General features: G+C 46.3%; 16 protein-coding genes and 1 tRNA gene. 7 read left to right on the top strand and 10 right to left on the bottom strand.

The features are described from left to right. Nucleotide 1 precedes the first annotated feature (1 nt). Nucleotides 2-1,006: a UDP-glucose 4-epimerase GalE gene (galE, locus tag VNK96_00285; protein HWP30155.1), complete on the bottom strand. Its 1,005-nt coding sequence runs from the start codon at nt 1,004-1,006 to the stop codon at nt 2-4. Between the two features lie 121 nt (nt 1,007-1,127). Between galE and VNK96_00280 the strand changes: the two genes are divergently transcribed. Continuing rightward, nucleotides 1,128-3,845: a zinc-dependent metalloprotease gene (locus VNK96_00280; protein HWP30154.1), complete on the top strand. Its 2,718-nt coding sequence runs from the start codon at nt 1,128-1,130 to the stop codon at nt 3,843-3,845. A gap of 42 nt (nt 3,846-3,887) precedes the next feature. Here VNK96_00280 and VNK96_00275 read toward each other — a convergent pair whose 3' ends face one another. Together VNK96_00275 and VNK96_00270 are read right to left on the bottom strand one after the other, a co-directional pair. After that, on the bottom strand, nt 3,888-5,078 hold the full coding sequence (locus VNK96_00275; GenBank protein ID HWP30153.1) for an amidohydrolase family protein: 1,191 nt from the start codon (nt 5,076-5,078) through the stop codon (nt 3,888-3,890). After that, nucleotides 5,057-5,728 (bottom strand): prepilin-type N-terminal cleavage/methylation domain-containing protein, encoded by a 672-nt coding sequence (locus tag VNK96_00270; protein ID HWP30152.1) that lies wholly within the window; start codon nt 5,726-5,728, stop codon nt 5,057-5,059. The genes VNK96_00275 and VNK96_00270 overlap by 22 nt, the downstream gene beginning before the upstream one ends. 63 nt (nt 5,729-5,791) lie before the next feature. Here VNK96_00270 and VNK96_00265 point away from each other — a divergent pair. The 4 genes from VNK96_00265 (at nt 5,792) to VNK96_00250 (ending at nt 7,617) form a co-directional block, all read left to right on the top strand. Continuing rightward, nucleotides 5,792-5,866, top strand: a tRNA-Thr gene (locus VNK96_00265). Nucleotides 5,867-5,910: 44 nt separating this feature from the next. Beyond that, nucleotides 5,911-6,630, top strand: coding sequence for an ATPase domain-containing protein (locus tag VNK96_00260; GenBank protein HWP30151.1), 720 nt, complete (start codon nt 5,911-5,913; stop codon nt 6,628-6,630). Between the two features lie 165 nt (nt 6,631-6,795). After that, the gene (locus tag VNK96_00255; protein HWP30150.1) at nt 6,796-7,191 is read left to right on the top strand and encodes a hypothetical protein; all 396 of its coding nucleotides are present in this window, start codon (nt 6,796-6,798) and stop codon (nt 7,189-7,191) included. Nucleotides 7,192-7,467: 276 nt separating this feature from the next. Continuing rightward, nucleotides 7,468-7,617, top strand: coding sequence for a hypothetical protein (locus VNK96_00250; protein HWP30149.1), 150 nt, complete (start codon nt 7,468-7,470; stop codon nt 7,615-7,617). Nucleotides 7,618-7,643: 26 nt separating this feature from the next. Here the strand turns inward: VNK96_00250 and ilvC are convergent, their stop codons facing one another. Together ilvC and VNK96_00240 are read right to left on the bottom strand one after the other, a co-directional pair. Next, nucleotides 7,644-8,603 (bottom strand): ketol-acid reductoisomerase, encoded by a 960-nt coding sequence (gene ilvC, locus VNK96_00245; protein HWP30148.1) that lies wholly within the window; start codon nt 8,601-8,603, stop codon nt 7,644-7,646. Next, on the bottom strand, nt 8,573-10,465 hold the full coding sequence (locus tag VNK96_00240) for a hypothetical protein (GenBank protein HWP30147.1): 1,893 nt from the start codon (nt 10,463-10,465) through the stop codon (nt 8,573-8,575). The genes ilvC and VNK96_00240 overlap by 31 nt, the downstream gene beginning before the upstream one ends. A gap of 71 nt (nt 10,466-10,536) precedes the next feature. Here VNK96_00240 and hrcA point away from each other — a divergent pair, with 71 nt between their 5' ends. Beyond that, nucleotides 10,537-11,565 (top strand): heat-inducible transcriptional repressor HrcA, encoded by a 1,029-nt coding sequence (gene hrcA, locus VNK96_00235; protein HWP30146.1) that lies wholly within the window; start codon nt 10,537-10,539, stop codon nt 11,563-11,565. Between the two features lie 234 nt (nt 11,566-11,799). Here hrcA and VNK96_00230 read toward each other — a convergent pair whose 3' ends face one another. After that, entirely contained in the window at nt 11,800-12,501 is a 702-nt protein-coding gene (locus VNK96_00230; protein HWP30145.1) for an outer membrane lipoprotein-sorting protein, read from the bottom strand. Here VNK96_00230 and VNK96_00225 point away from each other — a divergent pair. Next, the gene (locus VNK96_00225; GenBank protein HWP30144.1) at nt 12,485-14,008 is read left to right on the top strand and encodes a hypothetical protein; all 1,524 of its coding nucleotides are present in this window, start codon (nt 12,485-12,487) and stop codon (nt 14,006-14,008) included. The two genes, VNK96_00230 and VNK96_00225, sit on opposite strands and share 17 nt — an antisense overlap. Nucleotides 14,009-14,052: 44 nt before the next feature. Here the strand turns inward: VNK96_00225 and VNK96_00220 are convergent, their stop codons facing one another. From VNK96_00220 to VNK96_00205, 4 genes are all read right to left on the bottom strand, one after another. Beyond that, the gene (locus VNK96_00220; GenBank protein HWP30143.1) at nt 14,053-14,781 is read right to left on the bottom strand and encodes a hypothetical protein; all 729 of its coding nucleotides are present in this window, start codon (nt 14,779-14,781) and stop codon (nt 14,053-14,055) included. 102 nt (nt 14,782-14,883) lie between these two features. Then, nucleotides 14,884-15,807 carry a phenylalanine 4-monooxygenase gene (locus tag VNK96_00215; protein ID HWP30142.1) on the bottom strand — a complete coding sequence of 308 codons (924 nt, stop codon included), beginning with the start codon at nt 15,805-15,807 and terminating at the stop codon, nt 14,884-14,886. Between the two features lie 26 nt (nt 15,808-15,833). Then, nucleotides 15,834-17,630, bottom strand: a complete 1,797-nt coding sequence (locus tag VNK96_00210; GenBank protein HWP30141.1) for a DUF2207 domain-containing protein — start codon at nt 17,628-17,630, stop codon at nt 15,834-15,836. Beyond that, nucleotides 17,627-18,184 carry a LemA family protein gene (locus VNK96_00205; protein ID HWP30140.1) on the bottom strand — a complete coding sequence of 186 codons (558 nt, stop codon included), beginning with the start codon at nt 18,182-18,184 and terminating at the stop codon, nt 17,627-17,629. Before VNK96_00205 ends, VNK96_00210 begins: the two co-directional genes overlap by 4 nt. Between the last annotated feature and the right edge of the window lie 18 nt (nt 18,185-18,202).

Genomic DNA, 18,202 nt, shown 5'->3' with positions numbered 1-18,202 from the left:
TTTACCCACTGTTTAAACGCTTCTCGTAGCCATTCGGATGGCATGAGCGCCAAGAAAAAGCATGTTCTACGATGGTCTCTAAATCGTCGTAGCGTGGTTTCCAGCCGAGAAAAGATTTTGCAAGCCGTGACGATGCGACAAGGCGAGCGGGATCTCCGGGTCTTCTCGGTCCGATTTTGTAGGGGACTTTTCTTCCAGAGACACGTTCCACGGTATCAACAACATCTTTCACACTGAAACCATGTTCGGAGCCTAAATTGATGGCTTTGTGGCAAGGGTTTTCCGTTTGACTCAATTTTTCGAGTGCGAGCAAATGAGCGTCAGCGAGGTCGGAAACATGGATGTAATCGCGAATGCAAGTACCGTCCGGTGTATCGTAATCGTCCCCGAAAATCGTAAGCGCATCGCAACGTCCCAAAGCGGCATCAATCGCTAAGGGAATGAGATGTGTTTCGGGTCGGTGGTCTTCTCCGATTTCCCCCTCAGGGTCGGCTCCTGCTGCGTTGAAGTATCGCAAACTGATTGCCTTCAAGCCATAAGCAACGCTTTCCCAATGAAGAAGTCTCTCGACAGCCAACTTAGTCTCTCCGTAAGGATTCGTCGGGTTCGTCGGGTGGTCTTCTGGAATCGGAATGCTTCGCGGTTCTCCGTAAACGGCTGCGCTGCTGCTGAAAATGATGCGTTTGACGTCATGCTTTCGCATCGAATCGAGGAGGTTAAAAGCTCCTATAAAATTATTCGAAAAATATAGGTCGGGAAATTGCACGCTTTCCGGCACGCTCGTGTAACCCGCGAAAAGCATCACGCTCTCGAAGGAAAACCGAGAGAAAAGGGCATCGAGTTCTGCTGGATTTCTAATGTCAGTCTTTTCGAAAGGGCTTTTCCCAATCGCCTCTAAATGGCCTTTTTCCAGATTGTCAGCGACGAGATGAGGAAGATTCTTCTGCCGGAGAGCCTTCGCAACATGCGAACCGACGAATCCGGCACCACCGAGAACGAGAATCACGAGTTCGAGTTTACCGACATCTTCGGGGAATCAAACCGACAGTGGGGAGGTTTACTACATACGGGTATACTCGACAACCCCACAAAACGACGGGATTCCCTAAGGAGTGTAAAAGACTTCAATGAAACGAACTCTAATATCCGTTATCGCAATCATCATGTTTTTGTCCCAGGCTCCGGCGCAGGATGAGTTCGTCCCCGACCAAACGGGACAAACTCCTACAAAAGAAAAACAAGACAAAAGCGACGAGCAAAAGAAGAAAGAGCAAGAGGAGAAAGAACGTCAGGAAAAAATCAAAAAGTACGAAGAGATTCTCAAAGACTCTACGAAATCCGAAGGTCCTCTCACGCTTTATCTGAAGAAGAAAGACGTGTATTTAGAATTAGACCCTTCGCAATTGAGCAGGTATTGGTATATCCAGGGTGCATTTCGTACGGGAGCGTCTCCTTTCGGAGTTACTGCTGGTTTTCCGATTGGTAGAGATTTTCAAGCCGTAGATGCTTTTCGATTGGAGAAACGCGACGAAGAGATTTGGCTTTATGTTCCGAATTTGGCATGGCGCTGGAAATCGGATGACCCAATGGCAAAAGCCGCTGAGCGTTCTTTTCCCGAAGGCGTTTTAGGGAGTTACAAAATCGAAGCGGAGCATCCCGACACGAAAAAGATGCTCGTGAAAATCACGGACTTTTTCTACGGTGATCTCTTCGATTTGAGCATGCTCGTGATGATGTCTATGGGACGACCTTATCAATTGGATCGAAACAAAACTCGCGTTACTTCCATCGAGGGATATCCGGAAAACTTAGTCATTCATGTAGATATGTATTACACTGCTGGCAGAATGCCTACGGGGGGGCCAGAAGGACTCGCCGGTATCTTTGGGATGGGTGGAAAAAGTCATTTAGCGGATGACCGCAGTCTTCCTTTTTCCGTTACCTATTTGCTCTATCCGCAAAAGAAATCGGATTACGTTCCACGTCTTGCCGACCCGCGCGTTGGATATTTTGTGCAGCAATTCTTCGATCATGAACGCTTCATGGAACTCGATAGAACGACGCGATTAATCAACCGCTGGAATATCAAGAAAAAAGACCCGAACGCAGCATTGAGCGAACCGGAAAAACCCATCGTTTGGTACATAGACGATTCTGTGCCGCGAAAATGGCGTGAAGCATGCGCGGAAGGAATCTTACGATGGAATAAGGCATTCGAAAAAATCGGAATTAAAAACGCCATTGTCGTCAAGTACAAAACCGAAGAAGACAAATGGAGCCATTCCGATATGCGATACAACGTTCTCCGATTTACGGATTCCGAAGACGCCGGTTATGCTGTCGCATTGTTTAGAACAGATCCGTTTACCGGAGAAATCGTGAATGCAAGCATCAACGTAGACGCTAATATGGTGATGTATGTCGGTCAAGAGTACACATGGATTGTAAATCCTGCGACATATTCGTGGAGCGCGCTTTTGCGTGAAACGGTTTTTCAAGACGATAACGGAACTTCGCAAACCCTCGATGTCGGTAAAAGGCCACTTCCGATTTGGAATTTGTGTACTTTAGGTGAAGGGAAACTCTCTTCAGCGACATTCGGTTGGCTTGCATTGAATACTCTCCATCCGCTTTCGATGAGCAGAGACGAATATATCAAAGAATTCCTCGCCGATTTAGTTTCCCATGAAATGGGTCACTGTCTCGGATTGCGACATAACTTCGTGGGTTCAACGGAACTTTCTCTCAATGAACTCAAAAACCCGAATATCACCAAAGAGAAAGGGATTAGTTCGAGCGTGATGGACTATGTTCCTGTGAATATTGCAGCCGTTGCGCAAGGGAAAGGTGACTTTTATTCGAACACCATTGGAACGTATGATATTTTCGCCATCGAATACGGATACACGGATTTTGGAATCAAAGACCCTTTGAAGGAGTTACCTTATCTGCAAAAAATCGCCGCGAAGAACGGAAGACCTGGTCATGCCTTTATGACCGACGAAAACGCGGACCTCTTTGACCCGTACGTCGTGCGCTTCGACATTTCGAAGAATCCATTAGAGGCGGCGGAAACATCCATTTACGTGGCGAAACGACTTTTAGAGCAGGCAGATAAGCGTTATCCGCAAAAGGGCAAGCCTTATAGCGACCTCACACGCGCAGTTCAAATCGCGATGAGCCAGACGTTCAGAAACTGTCTTCTTGCAAGTCGTTTCGTCGGTGGGTTACACGGTCGTCGTAACTTTGCGGGCGATGAGAACGAACAACCCACTCTCGTGCCCGTAGATCCACAATTGCAAAGAAAAGCGCTTCGCATCATGGTGGATAACTTGCTCCGTGAAGATGCATTCAGGTTGAGCGACAAAGTTCTCCTGAACTTAAGCCCGGATTACAATAGCGAAGTTTACGATGAAGCACCGATTAAAGACATGATTAGCAGTTTGCAGCGCGCTGTGGTCGTTCGGTTGATTTCTGCGACAACGGTTCGACGAGTGAACAATAACGCCTACAAATTGCGTGGCAAGAATGGCGCATTGACCTTGCCCGAACTTTACGGTGCAGTCGTCGGGAATGTATTTTCGGAAATTGGAACAGGAAGAAAAATTGGTGTTTTACGCAGGGATTTGCAGCGGTTCACTTTGGAAGGATTGATCACCCAAGCGATGGCGCCTCCCGGAGGAATCGAAGAAGATGCGCGCGTTATCTGCTGGGACATGCTTGCAAGACTTCAAAAAAGACTCGCCACAGCGAAAGCAGAAGATGAAATGACGAGGATACATCTGCGCGACATGAAAAACAGAATAGATCGCGCAATGAAATCGGTTGTAGCCACTCCGAGATAAAATCAGAAAGACCTATAAGACGAAAAAAAAATCTTATAGGTCTTATTTTTTTAAGCGTATAAGTTTCGTTATCGCTCGCGGGCTGGCGAATCGAATCAGTTCTTCTAAATTTCGTGCTTTTCCTGGGTTTATTAAAATCAAATCAGGGTTTCCTCCCTGTTCGATGTTCCAGTTGCGTGAAAGAAAAATTGATTTTGCGCCTTCTGTAGTCGCCATCGTCCAAACATCTTCTGGCGTGAGGGGTTCGCCTCGTATTTTGGCAGCACGAAGCGCTGCGCGTATTTCAGCGAACATATCTATTTCACCAGAGGTAGCAGCACTATCGAGCCCGAGTCCCACAGGTATCTCTTTTTCGCGCATGCGAGCGACCGGTGCGGGGGGGCATAAAAGATTTTCGTTCGAACGGGGGCAATGCGCAACGGTTACCCCACGAGATGCGAGGATTTCGATTTCTTCTCGAGATACATCGCAGACATGAACGAGTTGCGTAGTTGGTTTAAGAAAGCCCTTCGAATCTAAATATTCGATACTGCTGCAGCCTAAAGGCTCGAAATGTATTCCGCGCTTTCGAAATGCCTCTGCAATTGGTCCTTTCCCGAAGCGGAAGAATTCGTTTTCGATGGGATGTTCTGCGACATGTATAGAAGTGGGGTTTTCGGTTTTCAATGCCTCGAATACCGAAGGATGCACAGTGAATGATGCATGGGGGGCTAAAGTAATGGGCAGGTGGATATGTCGTTTATGCTCTTCGAGAAGAGTTTTCATTATCGTTATTTCGTTTTCCCAATCTTCGTTTCCATATCCCGTTATCACTTCCTGAAATAATCTTCCATCGAGTTTTGCTTCTTCTAAAGCAGAAAGGCTTACATTCCAGTCCATCCACTCGGCGATTGCCGATATTCCGGTGGTCAATTGGAGTTTGGCAGCGATTTGCGCCTGTTCGAGGACGTGCGCGCGTTCTCTTCGTGGTTTTAATTCTGTAATCTCTTCGATGAATTTCCAATATTCGACGCCTTTCCATCGTCCGATACAGTCGTAATATTCGAGATGAGAATGAGCATTTACGAATGCAGCGGATAATAAAAGTCCATCCTCTTTTCCTGTGCGCGATTTTCGTGGACGGAGTTCGCTTATACGGCCTTGTTCAATGCAAACTTCGATATCGGGTTGGATCCTCCCGTCAGGAAAGATGACAGCGTCAGGTCTTATGATTAGAGAAGAGGAGTTTGCCACGCTGCCCAGTATTGTTCGCGAGAGACGTTTTTCGCATGAAAGTCACCCCAAAGGACGTTATAACGGTAATTTTTCAATTTCTGTTGGATTTCTTCCCAAGAATCGTTCCGTTCTAAAAGCGGTTCGCCCGTGTGCCACGCCCCAGAGCCGTCGAAATAAACATTGATTTCGGGAAGATTGGGGATGCTCGAACTTATCAAACTTTTCACTGTGAGTTCGGTGCGATAGTAATAACTCGTTCCGAATTTTTCGTAACTACTCGGCATGCTTTCGAGAATATGAAAAGAGACGTCGTCTATGATTTGCCCTTTATCGGCTGGGCATTCCCATACTGCTTTCGAAGGGAGATAAGGTTGCAATAATTCGTGCATGAGAGGGATGGAAGGGATTCTCGCTTTGAATTCCGGATAATCGTTCCAGATATCGGGAGTATATTTATCCGCCGGGTCTACGCCGAAGGGCCAAATGTCATCGTAATCTTGCATGTAAAGCATAAACGCCCCGCCGATTTGCTTGAGATTGTTGAGGCATTTGGATTGTTTGCTCGCGTTTTTTGCGCGGAAATAAACGGGAAAGAGCAGCGCGGCGAGAAGCGCCAGAATTGCAATCACGACGAGCAGTTCGATGAGCGAAAATCCTTTACGCTGCATTGTTTGTTAACAATGATACGACTTTTTCCTTCAGGAAAATCCAAGGTAAGATAAAAATCCCCCGCCGATGTAGCTCAGCGGTAGAGCAGCGGTTTCGTAAACCGCAGGTCGTCGGTTCGAATCCGACCATCGGCTCCAGGGAATTCATTTGCGAATTTCAATTTCGATAAACTAAAAGTCTCATGCACGAAGTCGATCTCCAAGCAACGGGAATCAGGGGTTTGGACGAAATCATAGGAGGGATTCCACGCGGTTCTCGCTCGCTTTTATTGGGTCCACCCGGGGCAGGGAAGCGCGTATTTGCGATGAGTTTTATTTGGGCTGGGTTACAAGCAGGTGAAACGGTTGCGTGGGACGTATATGACAGACCCTGGACGCAAATGCGTCGTTATTTCCAATCATTCGGTTGGGATATCACGCGTTACGAAAAGGATTCCCGATTCATCCCGATTCAAGCGTTTCCTCATCACGATGAATACAAAAGAGATCCTTATGTCCGATATTTCGCTTTGGCAGATTTCGAAGAGATGAAAAGAATAGACCTGGAACTGTCGAAAGCGGGAGTGACGCGTTTCGTTTTCGGAGATAGTTACGAGCACATCTTTCATGAGTTGCCTGAGAAGAATTGGCATGAGATCGAACAGTGGACCGTGAACTGGTGTCATCACAGTCGGATGACGAATTTCGATATCGTTCACGAATCGAGAGAGCGCGATGCGTTGGTCAACCGTTTAATAGATTTCACGTTGATGCTTGCCAATAATATCATTCGTTTTCGAATACGGGAAGTGAATATGCGTTTGCAACGCGAGTTTCGAATCGAGAAGATGGAATGTGTTTCACACCCGATAGATTGGATTCCCTTTCAGATTACGAAAAAAGGAATCGAAATAGGCATATAAACGATTGCATTTCTATAAGGTGATTTACGAACGTCTAACGAAGGCACTCTCCTCGGTTGGGAAAATGCTCTTGGCTTAGGAGGAAATTCTCGGATTTTGTGTATAATTAACATTCCAAAAGTAAAGGCTTTCGAAGCCGCAAATGAAAAACTGAGGAGGCAAATCATGGCAAACGTAAGAAAAGGTAAAGAGTGCATCATCACGTTGCCGAACGAAAGAGGCGCTGGAGCTAAATTGCTGGAAACGGTCGCAAAAGCAGGCGTAAATCTGAACGGAATCGTAGGATATGAGATGGGACCGAACGAGGCTTGTATACACGTCGTAGCGGATGATTACGATAAAGCGTGTTCGGCAATCCAGAATGCAGGTTATTCTTGCCAAGGTTCGGATGTGCTTTTGGTGGATGTTCCAAATGCTCCTGGTTCATGCGCCGAGATTTTGAAAAAGTTAGCAGATGAAGGAGTCGATGTAGAGTACTGCAACGCGACTGCCCTCGAGGGTCGTAGTTTGTTCGTGATTAAAACGAAAGACAACGACAAAGCGCTTGCTGCACTTTCGTGATCCTGTTGCACTTTTGATTCGTTGCGCTTCAACCCCCCCTTCTGTGAGCGAAGCGAGCAGAGGTGGGGGTTATGCATTCCGAAAGACTCACCAGAGTAGGAGCGCCGTTAGGCGCGATAAAAGCCCTTTTTTATACAGGTTCCCCATGCTACGCATGGAGACCCGCTTCTTCGTACAAATAGATAGCTACTTTTGAAAAACGGGCGAATACCTACGACTCCATACCTCGGCTTGTGTGCTAAGACACTAAAAAGAATGTTGTAAAATAACAAAACCATGCAAAAGTCGTTCCTGTTTTTTACCATCTTCTTTTTGATACTCTTCTTATCCGGATGTTCGGGCTCGCCTGAGCCAGGCGAAGGGCAATTGCCTCCCGAGGCTCAAAAGGCGAAAGGGACAGAAGGCGGAGATATGCCGGTGTTGTAACTTCGTAAAGAATTACAAGAAAATCGTTATAAGTTCAGTTTGCGTCGAACTTCCTCGAGAAGTTCTTTCTTTAATGATTCACGCCATTCGAATACATTCTTTAGGTTATTCTCTTGTTCTTTGGTAAAAGTTTGCGCGAAATCGCCGCTTCGTATATTTTTTAAAAGTCTCTTCATTTCTTCTTTTACATGGTCATCTATGATTCTTTTCCCTTGGGTCATCGCTCCGAATTGTGCGGTGTCGCTGATTTTTTCGATCATTCCAGCAATTCCATATTCGAAAATTAAGTCTGCGATAAGTTTAATTTCGTAAACGCACTCGAAGTAAGCCGCTTCAGGCGAATAGCCGGCTTCGACTAAGGTCATGAACGCCGAGCGAGCGAGTTCCACGAGCCCCCCACAGAGCACCACTTGCTCTCCGAATAAGTCCGTTTCTGTTTCTTCTCGAAAACTCGATTCGATAACGGCGACTCGACCGCAGCCCAGGGCTTTTGCGTAAGCCTTCGCTATTTCTAAATCATCGTTTCGCGAAGCAATGAGCGCAGGAACTCCACTCCCTTGCTCAAAGAAACTACGTAATCGAGGTCCTATACCTTTCGGAGCGACTAAAGATATTTTCAGGTCTTCTCTCGGTGTGACGATTTCATAAACGATGTTGTAGCCATGAGCGAAAATGACATGCGCGTTTTGTTTCGCATTAGGATTAAGGTATTTTTCGAATACCTCTTTTTGCGCTCGCTCCGGAATTAAAACCGCTAATACATCGGACATTGCGCATGCTTCGCCAATTTCAGCAGTTTCTAATCCGCATTCCTTCGCTTGATTAAAACTTTCGCTTCCTTCGCGTAATCCGACGACGACGGAGAGTCCGCTATCGCGAAGATTGAGAGACTGCGCGCGACCTTGCGAACCGAAACCCAAAACCGCGATGGTTTTGTCTCGCAACGGAGAGAGACTCAGTTCTTCGTCGCGCCAGATTTTTGCCATGCTTTGTTTGTTTCGATAACCACCGGTTCAGGCACATCTGCGAGGGTCCAACCCATCGGGTCGACGGTCATTTTTTCTGGACGCCATGGGGTTTCGAGGTTGTATTGCTGAGCCGATTGTGTCATCACTATAGGGAATCTCTTCTGTTCGATACCTGCCGAAAGAACGACGACAAAGCGCAAACGAAAAGGTTTAGCAGTTCCTGTTTGTTGAAACCTTACACTCGTATTGAACCCCCCCTCAGGACCAGGTTCTACATAAAGTCTTTCTACTGTAATCGTGGGAAAGTTCGAACCACGTATCCATTGCTCGAAGAACCATGAGAGAGAACGACCTGCTGTTTCGTTAAAGATTTTTTCGATGTCGCTCCATTCTGTGGCTTTTCCGAAACGCTTTTCGACTAATGCGCGCAAACATGCGTTCATCGTCTCGAGCCCGAGTTCGTTTTCGAGCATTTTCATCGTGTAGGCTCCTCGCATATATCCGACCAAGCCGAAAGGACCATGAGGAGTAAATGGAGAATCGAGAGCGACAGGAGTTTTTCGCAGTGCATATCCCGATTCCAAAGAACGGTCGCTGTTGTTTTTGAATTGTATGCTGTCTATATATTGCGTGAGAGTTTCGTTCCATATACTGTGCAAATAGGTATTCGGAACGAGGCCGCCGAAATAGGTATGCCCGATTTCATGAGACGTAGCCCATTCCGTTATGCGAGGTGAAAGAATGGTGAAACTGTATGCTTCCAATCCATAAAATTCCGGAGTATCGATGATATCGTAACCTTGATAAGGAAATTTTCCGAAACGACGTTCGAAGAAAGCGACAGCGACTTTTGCCATTTCTGCGTCGTGTTTTCCCCGCTTTTCGTCTATGCTTCCCCAATGCCACGCGCGAAAAGTTCTTCCCTGGTCTTTTACTTCATATGCCAGAAGATAAGGACCTGCAACGATGTGATGGAAACATATCGGTACTTGGTTTTCGAACTCGACGATTTTGCGATTGTTGCTAACGCTTTCTTTAATTTTATTGCCGACTCCCCAGGCGTACCAATTCGAAGGTACGTTGATCTTCGTATGTGAAGGAGCGGGTTGCAATCCGATGAATGGCCACCAATACGAAGTAAACAAAGCATGATTTTCTACGATTTCGTCGCAACCGGGTTCGTCGACCTGTGCGGAATATTTCAATTCGAGCGTGCCACCATCGCCAGCATTCGAAACGTAAACGATGCTTCCGGATTGCACCAATTCGGAACGCTCCGAAGATAGTGTATAACTACCTGGCTTTTGGTTAATATGTAAAGGTAACTCTTTTCCATTCAAACTCGCATTTTGCACAACGTATTTATAATTGATTCGCATGAGAATAGAAGAAGGTTTTCCAGTACGTTTGATTTTCATCGTCGTAGTGAAGTCTGCCCGTTTTTCTCGTTCGTTCAAGTAGACATCGAAATCGTAATGCTCTATGGAATAGGGAACTTCTACATCTACGGGGATTTCAGCACCTAAACGAAGACCCAAGCCTGTTACGACGATGGGATAAACGACATCGTGTGTGTCTTCGGCGCGCTGGTATTTATAAAATACTATCCAATTTTTTCCGTAGTTTTCGAAACCGGGTGGGGCGGGAACAAAAGAGCAGCCGATTTTGCGAAGTTCAGCGCTCCTCGAAGTCATTTGTTCCAGAGGGCGCATATAATTCGGGTCTACAAATAGAGGTTTTAGGTTTTCGAAATTGCCAGTTCGAGCGGCGAGAAAGACTTTATCGAAAAATGCCTCGTATTCATTCTGGTTCGTGTTTTGAAAACCGGAGAGAAGGCTTACGATAAGAAGCGCATGAAGCGCTAAAAGCAGGCGTTTCATCGTCAATGAGTATAACGGCTAAATCTATGCAAAGTAAGCACAGATGCGGTAGGATTTTTTTAAAAGCACTTATGGAAGAACTGTCGCAACGTAAAGAGGCGATTCTTAAGGCAGTAGTCGTCGAACACGTTAGGACTGCCGAGCCAGTAGGCAGTAAGGCAATTGCCGAGAAGTATCCCATAGGTATCGGACCGGCAATGATTCGGCACGAACTGGCAGACATGTCCGAAAGAGGGTATCTCGAACAGCCGTACACCTCTGCTGGGAGAATTCCCTCGGATACAGGCTACCGTTATTACGTGAACCGGCTCGTCGAACCGGTAATTCCTCCCGAAGCTCAGCGGCGGGTGAGGGAGGTTTTACGAGGAGAAAAGGGTGTCAACGAACTGCTCGTAGAAACGTGCCGGTTACTCTCGCGCTTGACTCATTATGTCGCGGCCGCTTTTGCATTACGCGAGCAAGCAACCACGATTCGGCACGTTTTTCTTTCCGGTATTTCCTCACAAAAAGTTCTCATTACTGTCGTTTACGGAGCGGGAATCGTAGAGAACAGAATTATTGATGCGACACCCGACACGACATTGCAAGATATCCATTACGTCTCGAAAGTTCTCGAAACCCTTTTAGTAAATCGCACGATCCGAGCGATTTCGAGGATGTCTGCACCTCAAGAGAATTATCTTAAGCCTGCTGCTCAGCAACTCCTATTACGTGCATGGAAATCCATCCGCACCTTGTGCAGTCAGTTGGTTTCTGGAAAAATCATTAGTGAAGGAGCTACGTTTCTCGTTTCTCAGCCGGAATTTCGCCGGGATTACGATGCTTTTCAAAAGGTCATCGCGATTTTAGAGAACGAGCAGATGTTGAAAGAAGCGATCGACGAGCCAACGGAAGATTCGGTAACAGTAAAGATCGGAGAAGAAAACGAGCTCGATGCTTTGAAAGATTTGGCGGTAATCACGAGCAAGTTTTATTTAGAAGAGCAAGAAGCGGGGACGATTGCGGTAATCGGTCCTACGAGGATGGATTATGATTCTACGATTGCACTCGTTCGAGAAGCCGCGAAAGCATTAAGCAGTGCAATTAGCAAACTCCTGTAGATACCTGTAGGAGCGCCGTAAGGCGCGATGCACTTAGAAAATTGCAAAGAAACTATTGCCTACAAGGAAGGTCATCAGAGGCGACCGCCATCAAACCAATTGTAGGAGCGCCGTAACGCGCGATGCTCAGAAAATTGTAAGGAAACTATTGCCTACAAGGAAGGTCATCAGAGGCGACCGCCAAAAAATCAATTGTGGAGCGCCGTAAGGCGCGATACGACTTAAAGGAGTTTTTTACAACGAAAATTCCGAATCAGGGATTCCCGTATTCACTTTCACGTTGCTGATTCGAGAAATCCCTGCCAATTTTCCTTCTGCGTTTTTCACTACGATTTTCGTTGGGAACCAAACGGAATTGACATGAACCGGCTCGGAATATTCGAAAGTCGCCATGAGTTCGCCGTGTTGGTTGTACCACATTCTTTTCACGGTGTATTTTTTTTGCGGGTCTACCCAAACACGAAATCGAGTGTAATCCTTCTTATATTGATAGCGCAGGTCGAAGACATAATATCCCTCACTATCCGTGCGTACATAATTTCCGGTGAGAAACGACTCTTTCATACTTTTCGTAATTAAGCCGAAATCGAGGAGGGTTTGGCGTTTGCCCGGTTCTTCTGCTATGTTGTCTTTACGCTTGAGTTTTAATCGAGGCACGTGATAATATTTGGTATCTCCTTTGATAACGTATACTGCCTCTTGCCCGTTATATATGGTGGAAACTTTGAGTTTGAGAGGTTCTTTATAGAGCACGCGTATTCCTTCCGCTTCGTAAGAGAAGGCAAAATCCTTATTGATCTTTTTCAATTCTTTTCGTATGGCGGTTTCTATGTTTGCAGTAAAAGATAAATCTTCGAGTTTAGAGCAGACGATGTCGTCTAAAGTGGGGGGTGAAAACGTTCCTAAAGTAAGCAAAAGTGTGAGTCCCTTCAACATAGCCTTATTATGGACGGTTTTAAGTAGAAAACGTAACTCCCGACTCCTTAGCACGGTCGGGTTACTTCTTTCGTTAGCGCAGGCTGTTTTCCCTGCATCGTATGTGCTCGTACCCAAACCGAGCGAAGGAGGGGTTTATATCGAGGTTCATATCGAAAAGCCTTCTAAGGAATTCCGAATGCCTGCTTGGGCACCCGGCGATTACCGGATTGTAAATTTCGGGAAGCGGCTTCGCAATGTCTCATTCACTCTCGATGGGGGATCGGTTTCTTATGAGAGGAGCGACGACCCGAACTTATGGAAACTCCCGAATGGCGCAGATAAGGTCTCTTATTTCGTTCCGAGCACAGGTCCGAGCCTCTTTACGGAAGACATCCGTGTAAATAGTCAAGAGATGTACATCGAGGGTCCTGCAGTTTTTGGCTATTTTCAAGGTCATCAGGAAGAAAGGCAGACATTAAAAGTTCGCCTTCTTTCTGTGAATGCTTCGATTGAAACCGCTTTGGAAAAGATGGATTCGGATTCAGAAGGTTGGGGGGGGTTCAGTGCGCCGAATTATGAGACGCTGGTGGATTCACCTATCGTGATGGGCACGAAAATTCGAGTGAAAACCTTTATGGTGGCAGGGAAGGAGCATCGCATCGTGGGTTTCAATAATCCGCAATCAGTGGATTTGGAGGAATATGCAAGGGTGTCGCAAAGAATCGTGGAAGCGGTCTATGACTTGTTCGGGGAGTTGCCTTATAAGCGTTATTTGTTCTTGTTCGATTTCGGAGGCTCCGGTGGGGGCTTGGAACATGCGAATTGCGCGCGTTTGGCGATTCCTTCGGGAACGAGAGCCATTCATGTGGCTTCTTTTATCGCTCATGAATACTTTCATGCATTCAATGTAAAACGCATTCGCCCGAAAGTTTTGGGACCTTTCGATTACACGAAACCTGCTATAACCGGCACACTTTGGTGGATGGAAGGGGTTACGGATTATTACGCAGAAGTGCTCATCACTCGCGCAGGATTGCAAACGCGGAAAGATTTTTTGGAGGATATGTCCTACACTATTCAGGCATTAGAATCGACGCCTGCTAGCATGCGCGTCTCCGCAGACGAAAGCAGCAGAAGAGTCTGGGAAGCGAATAATAGTTCCGGTTATGGACTGGATTATTATCTAAAGGGTAAGGCTATCGGGTTGCTGTTCGATATCTCCATTCGCGGTTATACGAAAGGAGAGCGCAGTTTAGACGATGTTCTTCTCGCTCTTTATAAGGAAACGAAAAACGGAAAGCCGGGATTCGAGGAGAATCGAATAAAAGAATTGTGCGTAATGTTCGGAGGAAAAGAAATGGAATCGCTCTATGATAGGGCGGTTTTAAAACCAGGAAAGCTTCCGTTTTCGGAAGTTGCACCTTTGATTGGAATGAAATGGGAATCCGGTGCTCTATTCGATGACCCACGCGCAGAACCGGAGAAACGAAATCTCGGGAAAATGTTTCCCTATTCTAAGAAATAGAGTTTTATCGAAACCTTAGTTTGGGTTTTGCGAAGTGAGAAGAATTATAAACGACGCATCGTCATCGTCATTTTGACGTTCGACGGAATTCCTTGAGTATTCGCATTCTTGCTCATTGGCTTCATGGTTAAACTCATGTTCATTTTTTCTTCGAGACCATCCGAACGCCGAATCCACAAAAATCCGTTACCTGATATTTTCATGTTCTCGACGGTTGTAGATGTGCTAACAGAAGTCTTGTAGCATTCCACTCCGCCGACTCTTTCTATTCCCAAAAGTTTTAAAGTCGCTTTTACGTCTGTCGTTCCAGACATCGAATTAACCTTTGCAGTAGATGTCCACGTTTGGCCGATTTTTATAGGGTTCTTAGGATAGGTGATTCTCTCGATTCCCGAAGAGTTTAAAGTATTAGTGCCACTTATTATTCTGCCTAAGCTGTCAATTTTGTAGGTAGCATTTCCATTTTTCTTGATGCTATCTTCGAGTTGCTTTACCATCTTAGGGTCTTTGAGAGAGGGAGAGTTGAGATTTACCGAATCTACTTTTGCATTTACTGTATAAACGCCATTCGATGCGGCTGTGCATTGTTGGGTGACGCGCATTTTCATGTTCACATCCATACCTTGCCCCCCGGCATCGTATTTGACTACCGCCTCATGACGTATAACTTGTCCCTTTTTGAGGTTTACGCGAAGCAAATGTCCGGATTGATTCGCAAAAAGAATTCCAACCCCGATGATAAAGAAAATTGCGATAGAGTAGGCTTTTTTCATTGTTCGATGGCTCCTTGGGTTCGATGTTCGGTCATTCTGTAGTCGCTTGCATTTCGTCCAGCCACTTTCATGACCCATTCATATAGTTAAAGAATACCTTATCTACTTCGTTACTGTCTCTGTGAGTTCCGCCTCTAAAAACGATTTCAGGTCCTCTTCGCTCGCGTGCGGTTCGCCAGGAGAGACGTTGTTCAATTTTCCCTCCTTCATCCACTCGATGAGCCTATCCACTTCGTCAAAGAGATGGTCGAAGGAATCTACGATAAATAACAATGGTTGATAATGGTGGATTTCGAAATATTGATTAATCACCCACTCTAATTGGAACGGATACCTCTGTACATTCGGAGACTCCACCGAATGACTCAATTCACCGTACGAACTCAACAAACCAGAACCGTAAACCTTAAGTTCCCCGTTCGAGCGCATGAGTCCGAATTCGATCGTAAACCAGAAGAAGCGCGCTAAAGCCTTGATTATGCTTTCCAAAACATGCACACGCTCTTTTTCATCTTTGATTTCACTGACCATGAAAGCCGCGTTGAGCGCCGCCTCTCCGAAGCGAACGAGAACGTCGGCGAAACGAGGATCCGTGTGCATAGGCACATGTCCCGCGACATCATGAAAGATATCGGGCTCCGGCAGATAATCGAGGGACGCGAGGTCTCGTATCGTTATCGTTGTCGGGAATTCACGCCTCCTTAAACAATCGAAAAACAAATATGCAGGGATATAGCCGCTCACTGCTTTCGCTTTAAAACCGGTCAAGGGAGCGAGAAATTGGTTGATTTCTTCTAAGCGTGGGATTCTGTCTGGAGGTAAGGCTAACTTGTTTACTCCCTCTAAAAATTTAGGGGTCGAGTATTTTTCCCATTTGGGTTTGATGCGCGCATAGAGCCTGCGCCAAGCCTCTTGGTTTTCTTCGCTGTAAAGTTCATATGGCTGCCGAATAAACATTTCGTTTCGGCTTTTTGCCTCTTCGATGAAAGGGGCTTTTGTCGTGGTGAGTCCTTGGGTTGCCGCCATTTTCGTCTCCTTGGATTGATTTTATTCTACCAACTTCCTCCTCCACCTCCTCCGAAGCCGCCACCCGAAAATCCACCTCCTCCGAATCCGGATGAGCCACCGCTTGCTCCAGAAGACCTCGGCGGTGTCGTCATTGCAGTCGCCAACTGACTCGAGACGTTATCCAAGTCAGTACTTAGATAAGCCCAATTGTACGTCGTTCCACTCGGAACTCGATACCAATTCGGAGGTTCGGTCAGCACGTCGCGGAAAGCCTCTGCCCATTCTTTAGCGAGTCCGAAAGCGATTGCATGGGGAAGATAGGTTTCGAAAAGAGATAAATCGGGATGCTTTTTGGACATCCAGTCGAATTCCGCTCCACGCGCACGTCGGATAAATTCTTCGAATCCTAAAACGTATTGCCGAACCTGTGCACCCTTGCGTGTCCTTTGCGGCATCTCTCGAGCAAAAAACCAAATGATGATCGCACCGAGAACCCCCCCGATGATTGGAGGAATCGCACTCGGAAGTGGTGAAAGCACAAAACTCGCATACGCCAACAATACGACGACGATAATTCCTCCTATCAACCAAGCAATTCGAACCTTTTCTGGCGATTTCAAATAGTAGTTTTTTTCTACGAGTGTTCGATAGAGCGAAGAGGAAAGGGAATACGTCTTGGGTGCAATTTCTTTTCGTAAATCACTCTCTGTAATGGTTTTTCCGATCCTATGCAAAAGCGTAAATAGTTCTTTTTCGAAAGGCGTTAAATCTTCACCAGGTTCGTCTTTTTTCAAAATGAGAGTTGCGGTTCGTTTTTTGAAAAGTAAGCCGCTTTCTTCTGGTTCGATATCCAAATAGCCTTTGACAGCCAAACTGATGATTCCTGCCGCCAAATCTCTGCGATCTACGCGCTCGTCGATCATCGCTCCCGCTTCCGGACCGGATAGGTTTTCGGGGGGGTCGTATTGGACGACGACCGGTCCTCCATAAGGGTCTTTTCCGAATCGCGACCAAAGCGCCCACATGATCACGAGCATGAAAAGAGGAATTGCCAATCCGATATTGGGGAGCAGGAAGAACTCTATCGTTTTGAGAGGGGGGGGCTTTTGAATATACTCGAACGGAAGATCGAGGACGACGGTCAATCCCTCCCCCGTATAGAGCGATGTTTCTCTTCTGCAGATGACTTCGTTGTCATGTAGTTCGAAGGTTGTTGCATATTTTTCGTCATAACTCTTCTCTCCGACGGCTATAACTTCCTTATACTCTACTGAGCCGTAAGAACCGGCATAAAGACGAGCGCGTACGCGATGCCCTTTCTCTACTTTAGGAAAACGCAAGCGAAAACCACTGTTTGTGATTTCCGTGTCCCATTCCGTTCCGATGACGTTCCAATACAATTCCGCGTAAGGCTCCCATTCCGTCGCTTCTGAAAACCAGTTCGTCGCGTTCCAAACCTTGTAAGAGATGACATATTTCTTTTGCGTGCCTGGTGAGAGCCATTTATTCTCGTCTCCGATGCGAATATTGATATAGTTTCCTTCGCGTCTTATCAATGTGGTGTAAGGATTGCCATTTTCATCCGTAACCTCGATGCCTTCGATAATAATCCTTCGGGTGAAACCGGATTTCGCAGGCAAATCGAAAGGAATTTTGCGAAAGATTCCTCTACGCGATTCGCGGAAGGTAACGGTAATCGTCTCTCGAACATTCAGAGAGGAATCTTTTCGCCATTCCATCTCCACGAAGTAGTCGTCTATAACATATGGAGATGTTTGGGCGAAGATGCAAGTGGAGAAAACGGAAAAAACGAAAACATAGAAAACGCGAAGTATTTTCATGTCGTCTTGGCAATCGGGGCTTCTCGCTCGTCGCTTTCGGTTTCGAAATATTCTTGAGGCTTATACCCGAAAAGCTTTGCGAGTAATCCTAAAGGAAAACTTTGAAGCATGATGTTATGGTCTCGAACAGCGGCATTATAGTACCGCCGCGCATCCGCGATTTTGTTCTCGGTGTAGCTGAGTTCTTGTTGCAAACGCATATATTGTGCGCTCGCTTTCAATTCCGGATAGTTTTCCACGACCGCAAGCAACGAATGAACTCGCTGTCCGAGTTCTTCTTCTTGTTTCGCTCTTTCTAAGGGTCCTAATTCGCCACGTTCTGCTCTGCTGCGAATTTCCGTTACGCGCTCGAGGACCTCGCGCTCGTATCCCGAATATCCTTTCGTGGTTTCTACCAATGCAGGAATTAAATCGGCGCGTCGTTTCAATTGTACGTCTATATCCGCCCATGCATTTCGCACGATGTTGCGAATTCTGGCGAGAGAGTTATATCCCCAGATGGCGAAAATGACAACGAGGATTGCTACAAAAACAAGCCAAATTTCAACTCCCATCTTTATCTCTAAAGACGA

The organism is Fimbriimonadales bacterium (genome assembly GCA_035559795.1).
Taxonomy (GTDB): Bacteria; Armatimonadota; Fimbriimonadia; order Fimbriimonadales; family ATM1; genus DATMAR01.
The sequence above is the reverse complement of the archived record's forward strand: the minus strand, read 5'-3'. Positions and strand labels throughout refer to the sequence as shown.

Excerpts from the sequence above, each read along its gene's own strand:
- VNK96_00210 (HWP30141.1), bottom strand. The coding sequence starts at position 17,630 with ATGAAAATACTTCGCGTTTTCTATGTTTTCGTTTTTTCCGTTTTCTCC.
- VNK96_00280 (HWP30154.1), top strand. The coding sequence starts at position 1,128 with ATGAAACGAACTCTAATATCCGTTATCGCAATCATCATGTTTTTGTCC.
- VNK96_00255 (HWP30150.1), top strand. The coding sequence starts at position 6,796 with ATGGCAAACGTAAGAAAAGGTAAAGAGTGCATCATCACGTTGCCGAAC.
- hrcA (HWP30146.1), top strand. The coding sequence starts at position 10,537 with ATGGAAGAACTGTCGCAACGTAAAGAGGCGATTCTTAAGGCAGTAGTC.
- VNK96_00215 (HWP30142.1), bottom strand. The coding sequence starts at position 15,807 with ATGGCGGCAACCCAAGGACTCACCACGACAAAAGCCCCTTTCATCGAA.
- VNK96_00230 (HWP30145.1), bottom strand. The coding sequence starts at position 12,501 with ATGTTGAAGGGACTCACACTTTTGCTTACTTTAGGAACGTTTTCACCC.
- VNK96_00260 (HWP30151.1), top strand. The coding sequence starts at position 5,911 with ATGCACGAAGTCGATCTCCAAGCAACGGGAATCAGGGGTTTGGACGAA.
- VNK96_00270 (HWP30152.1), bottom strand. The coding sequence starts at position 5,728 with ATGCAGCGTAAAGGATTTTCGCTCATCGAACTGCTCGTCGTGATTGCA.
- ilvC (HWP30148.1), bottom strand. The coding sequence starts at position 8,603 with ATGGCAAAAATCTGGCGCGACGAAGAACTGAGTCTCTCTCCGTTGCGA.
- VNK96_00250 (HWP30149.1), top strand. The coding sequence starts at position 7,468 with ATGCAAAAGTCGTTCCTGTTTTTTACCATCTTCTTTTTGATACTCTTC.
- VNK96_00240 (HWP30147.1), bottom strand. The coding sequence starts at position 10,465 with ATGAAACGCCTGCTTTTAGCGCTTCATGCGCTTCTTATCGTAAGCCTT.
- VNK96_00205 (HWP30140.1), bottom strand. The coding sequence starts at position 18,184 with ATGGGAGTTGAAATTTGGCTTGTTTTTGTAGCAATCCTCGTTGTCATT.
- VNK96_00220 (HWP30143.1), bottom strand. The coding sequence starts at position 14,781 with ATGAAAAAAGCCTACTCTATCGCAATTTTCTTTATCATCGGGGTTGGA.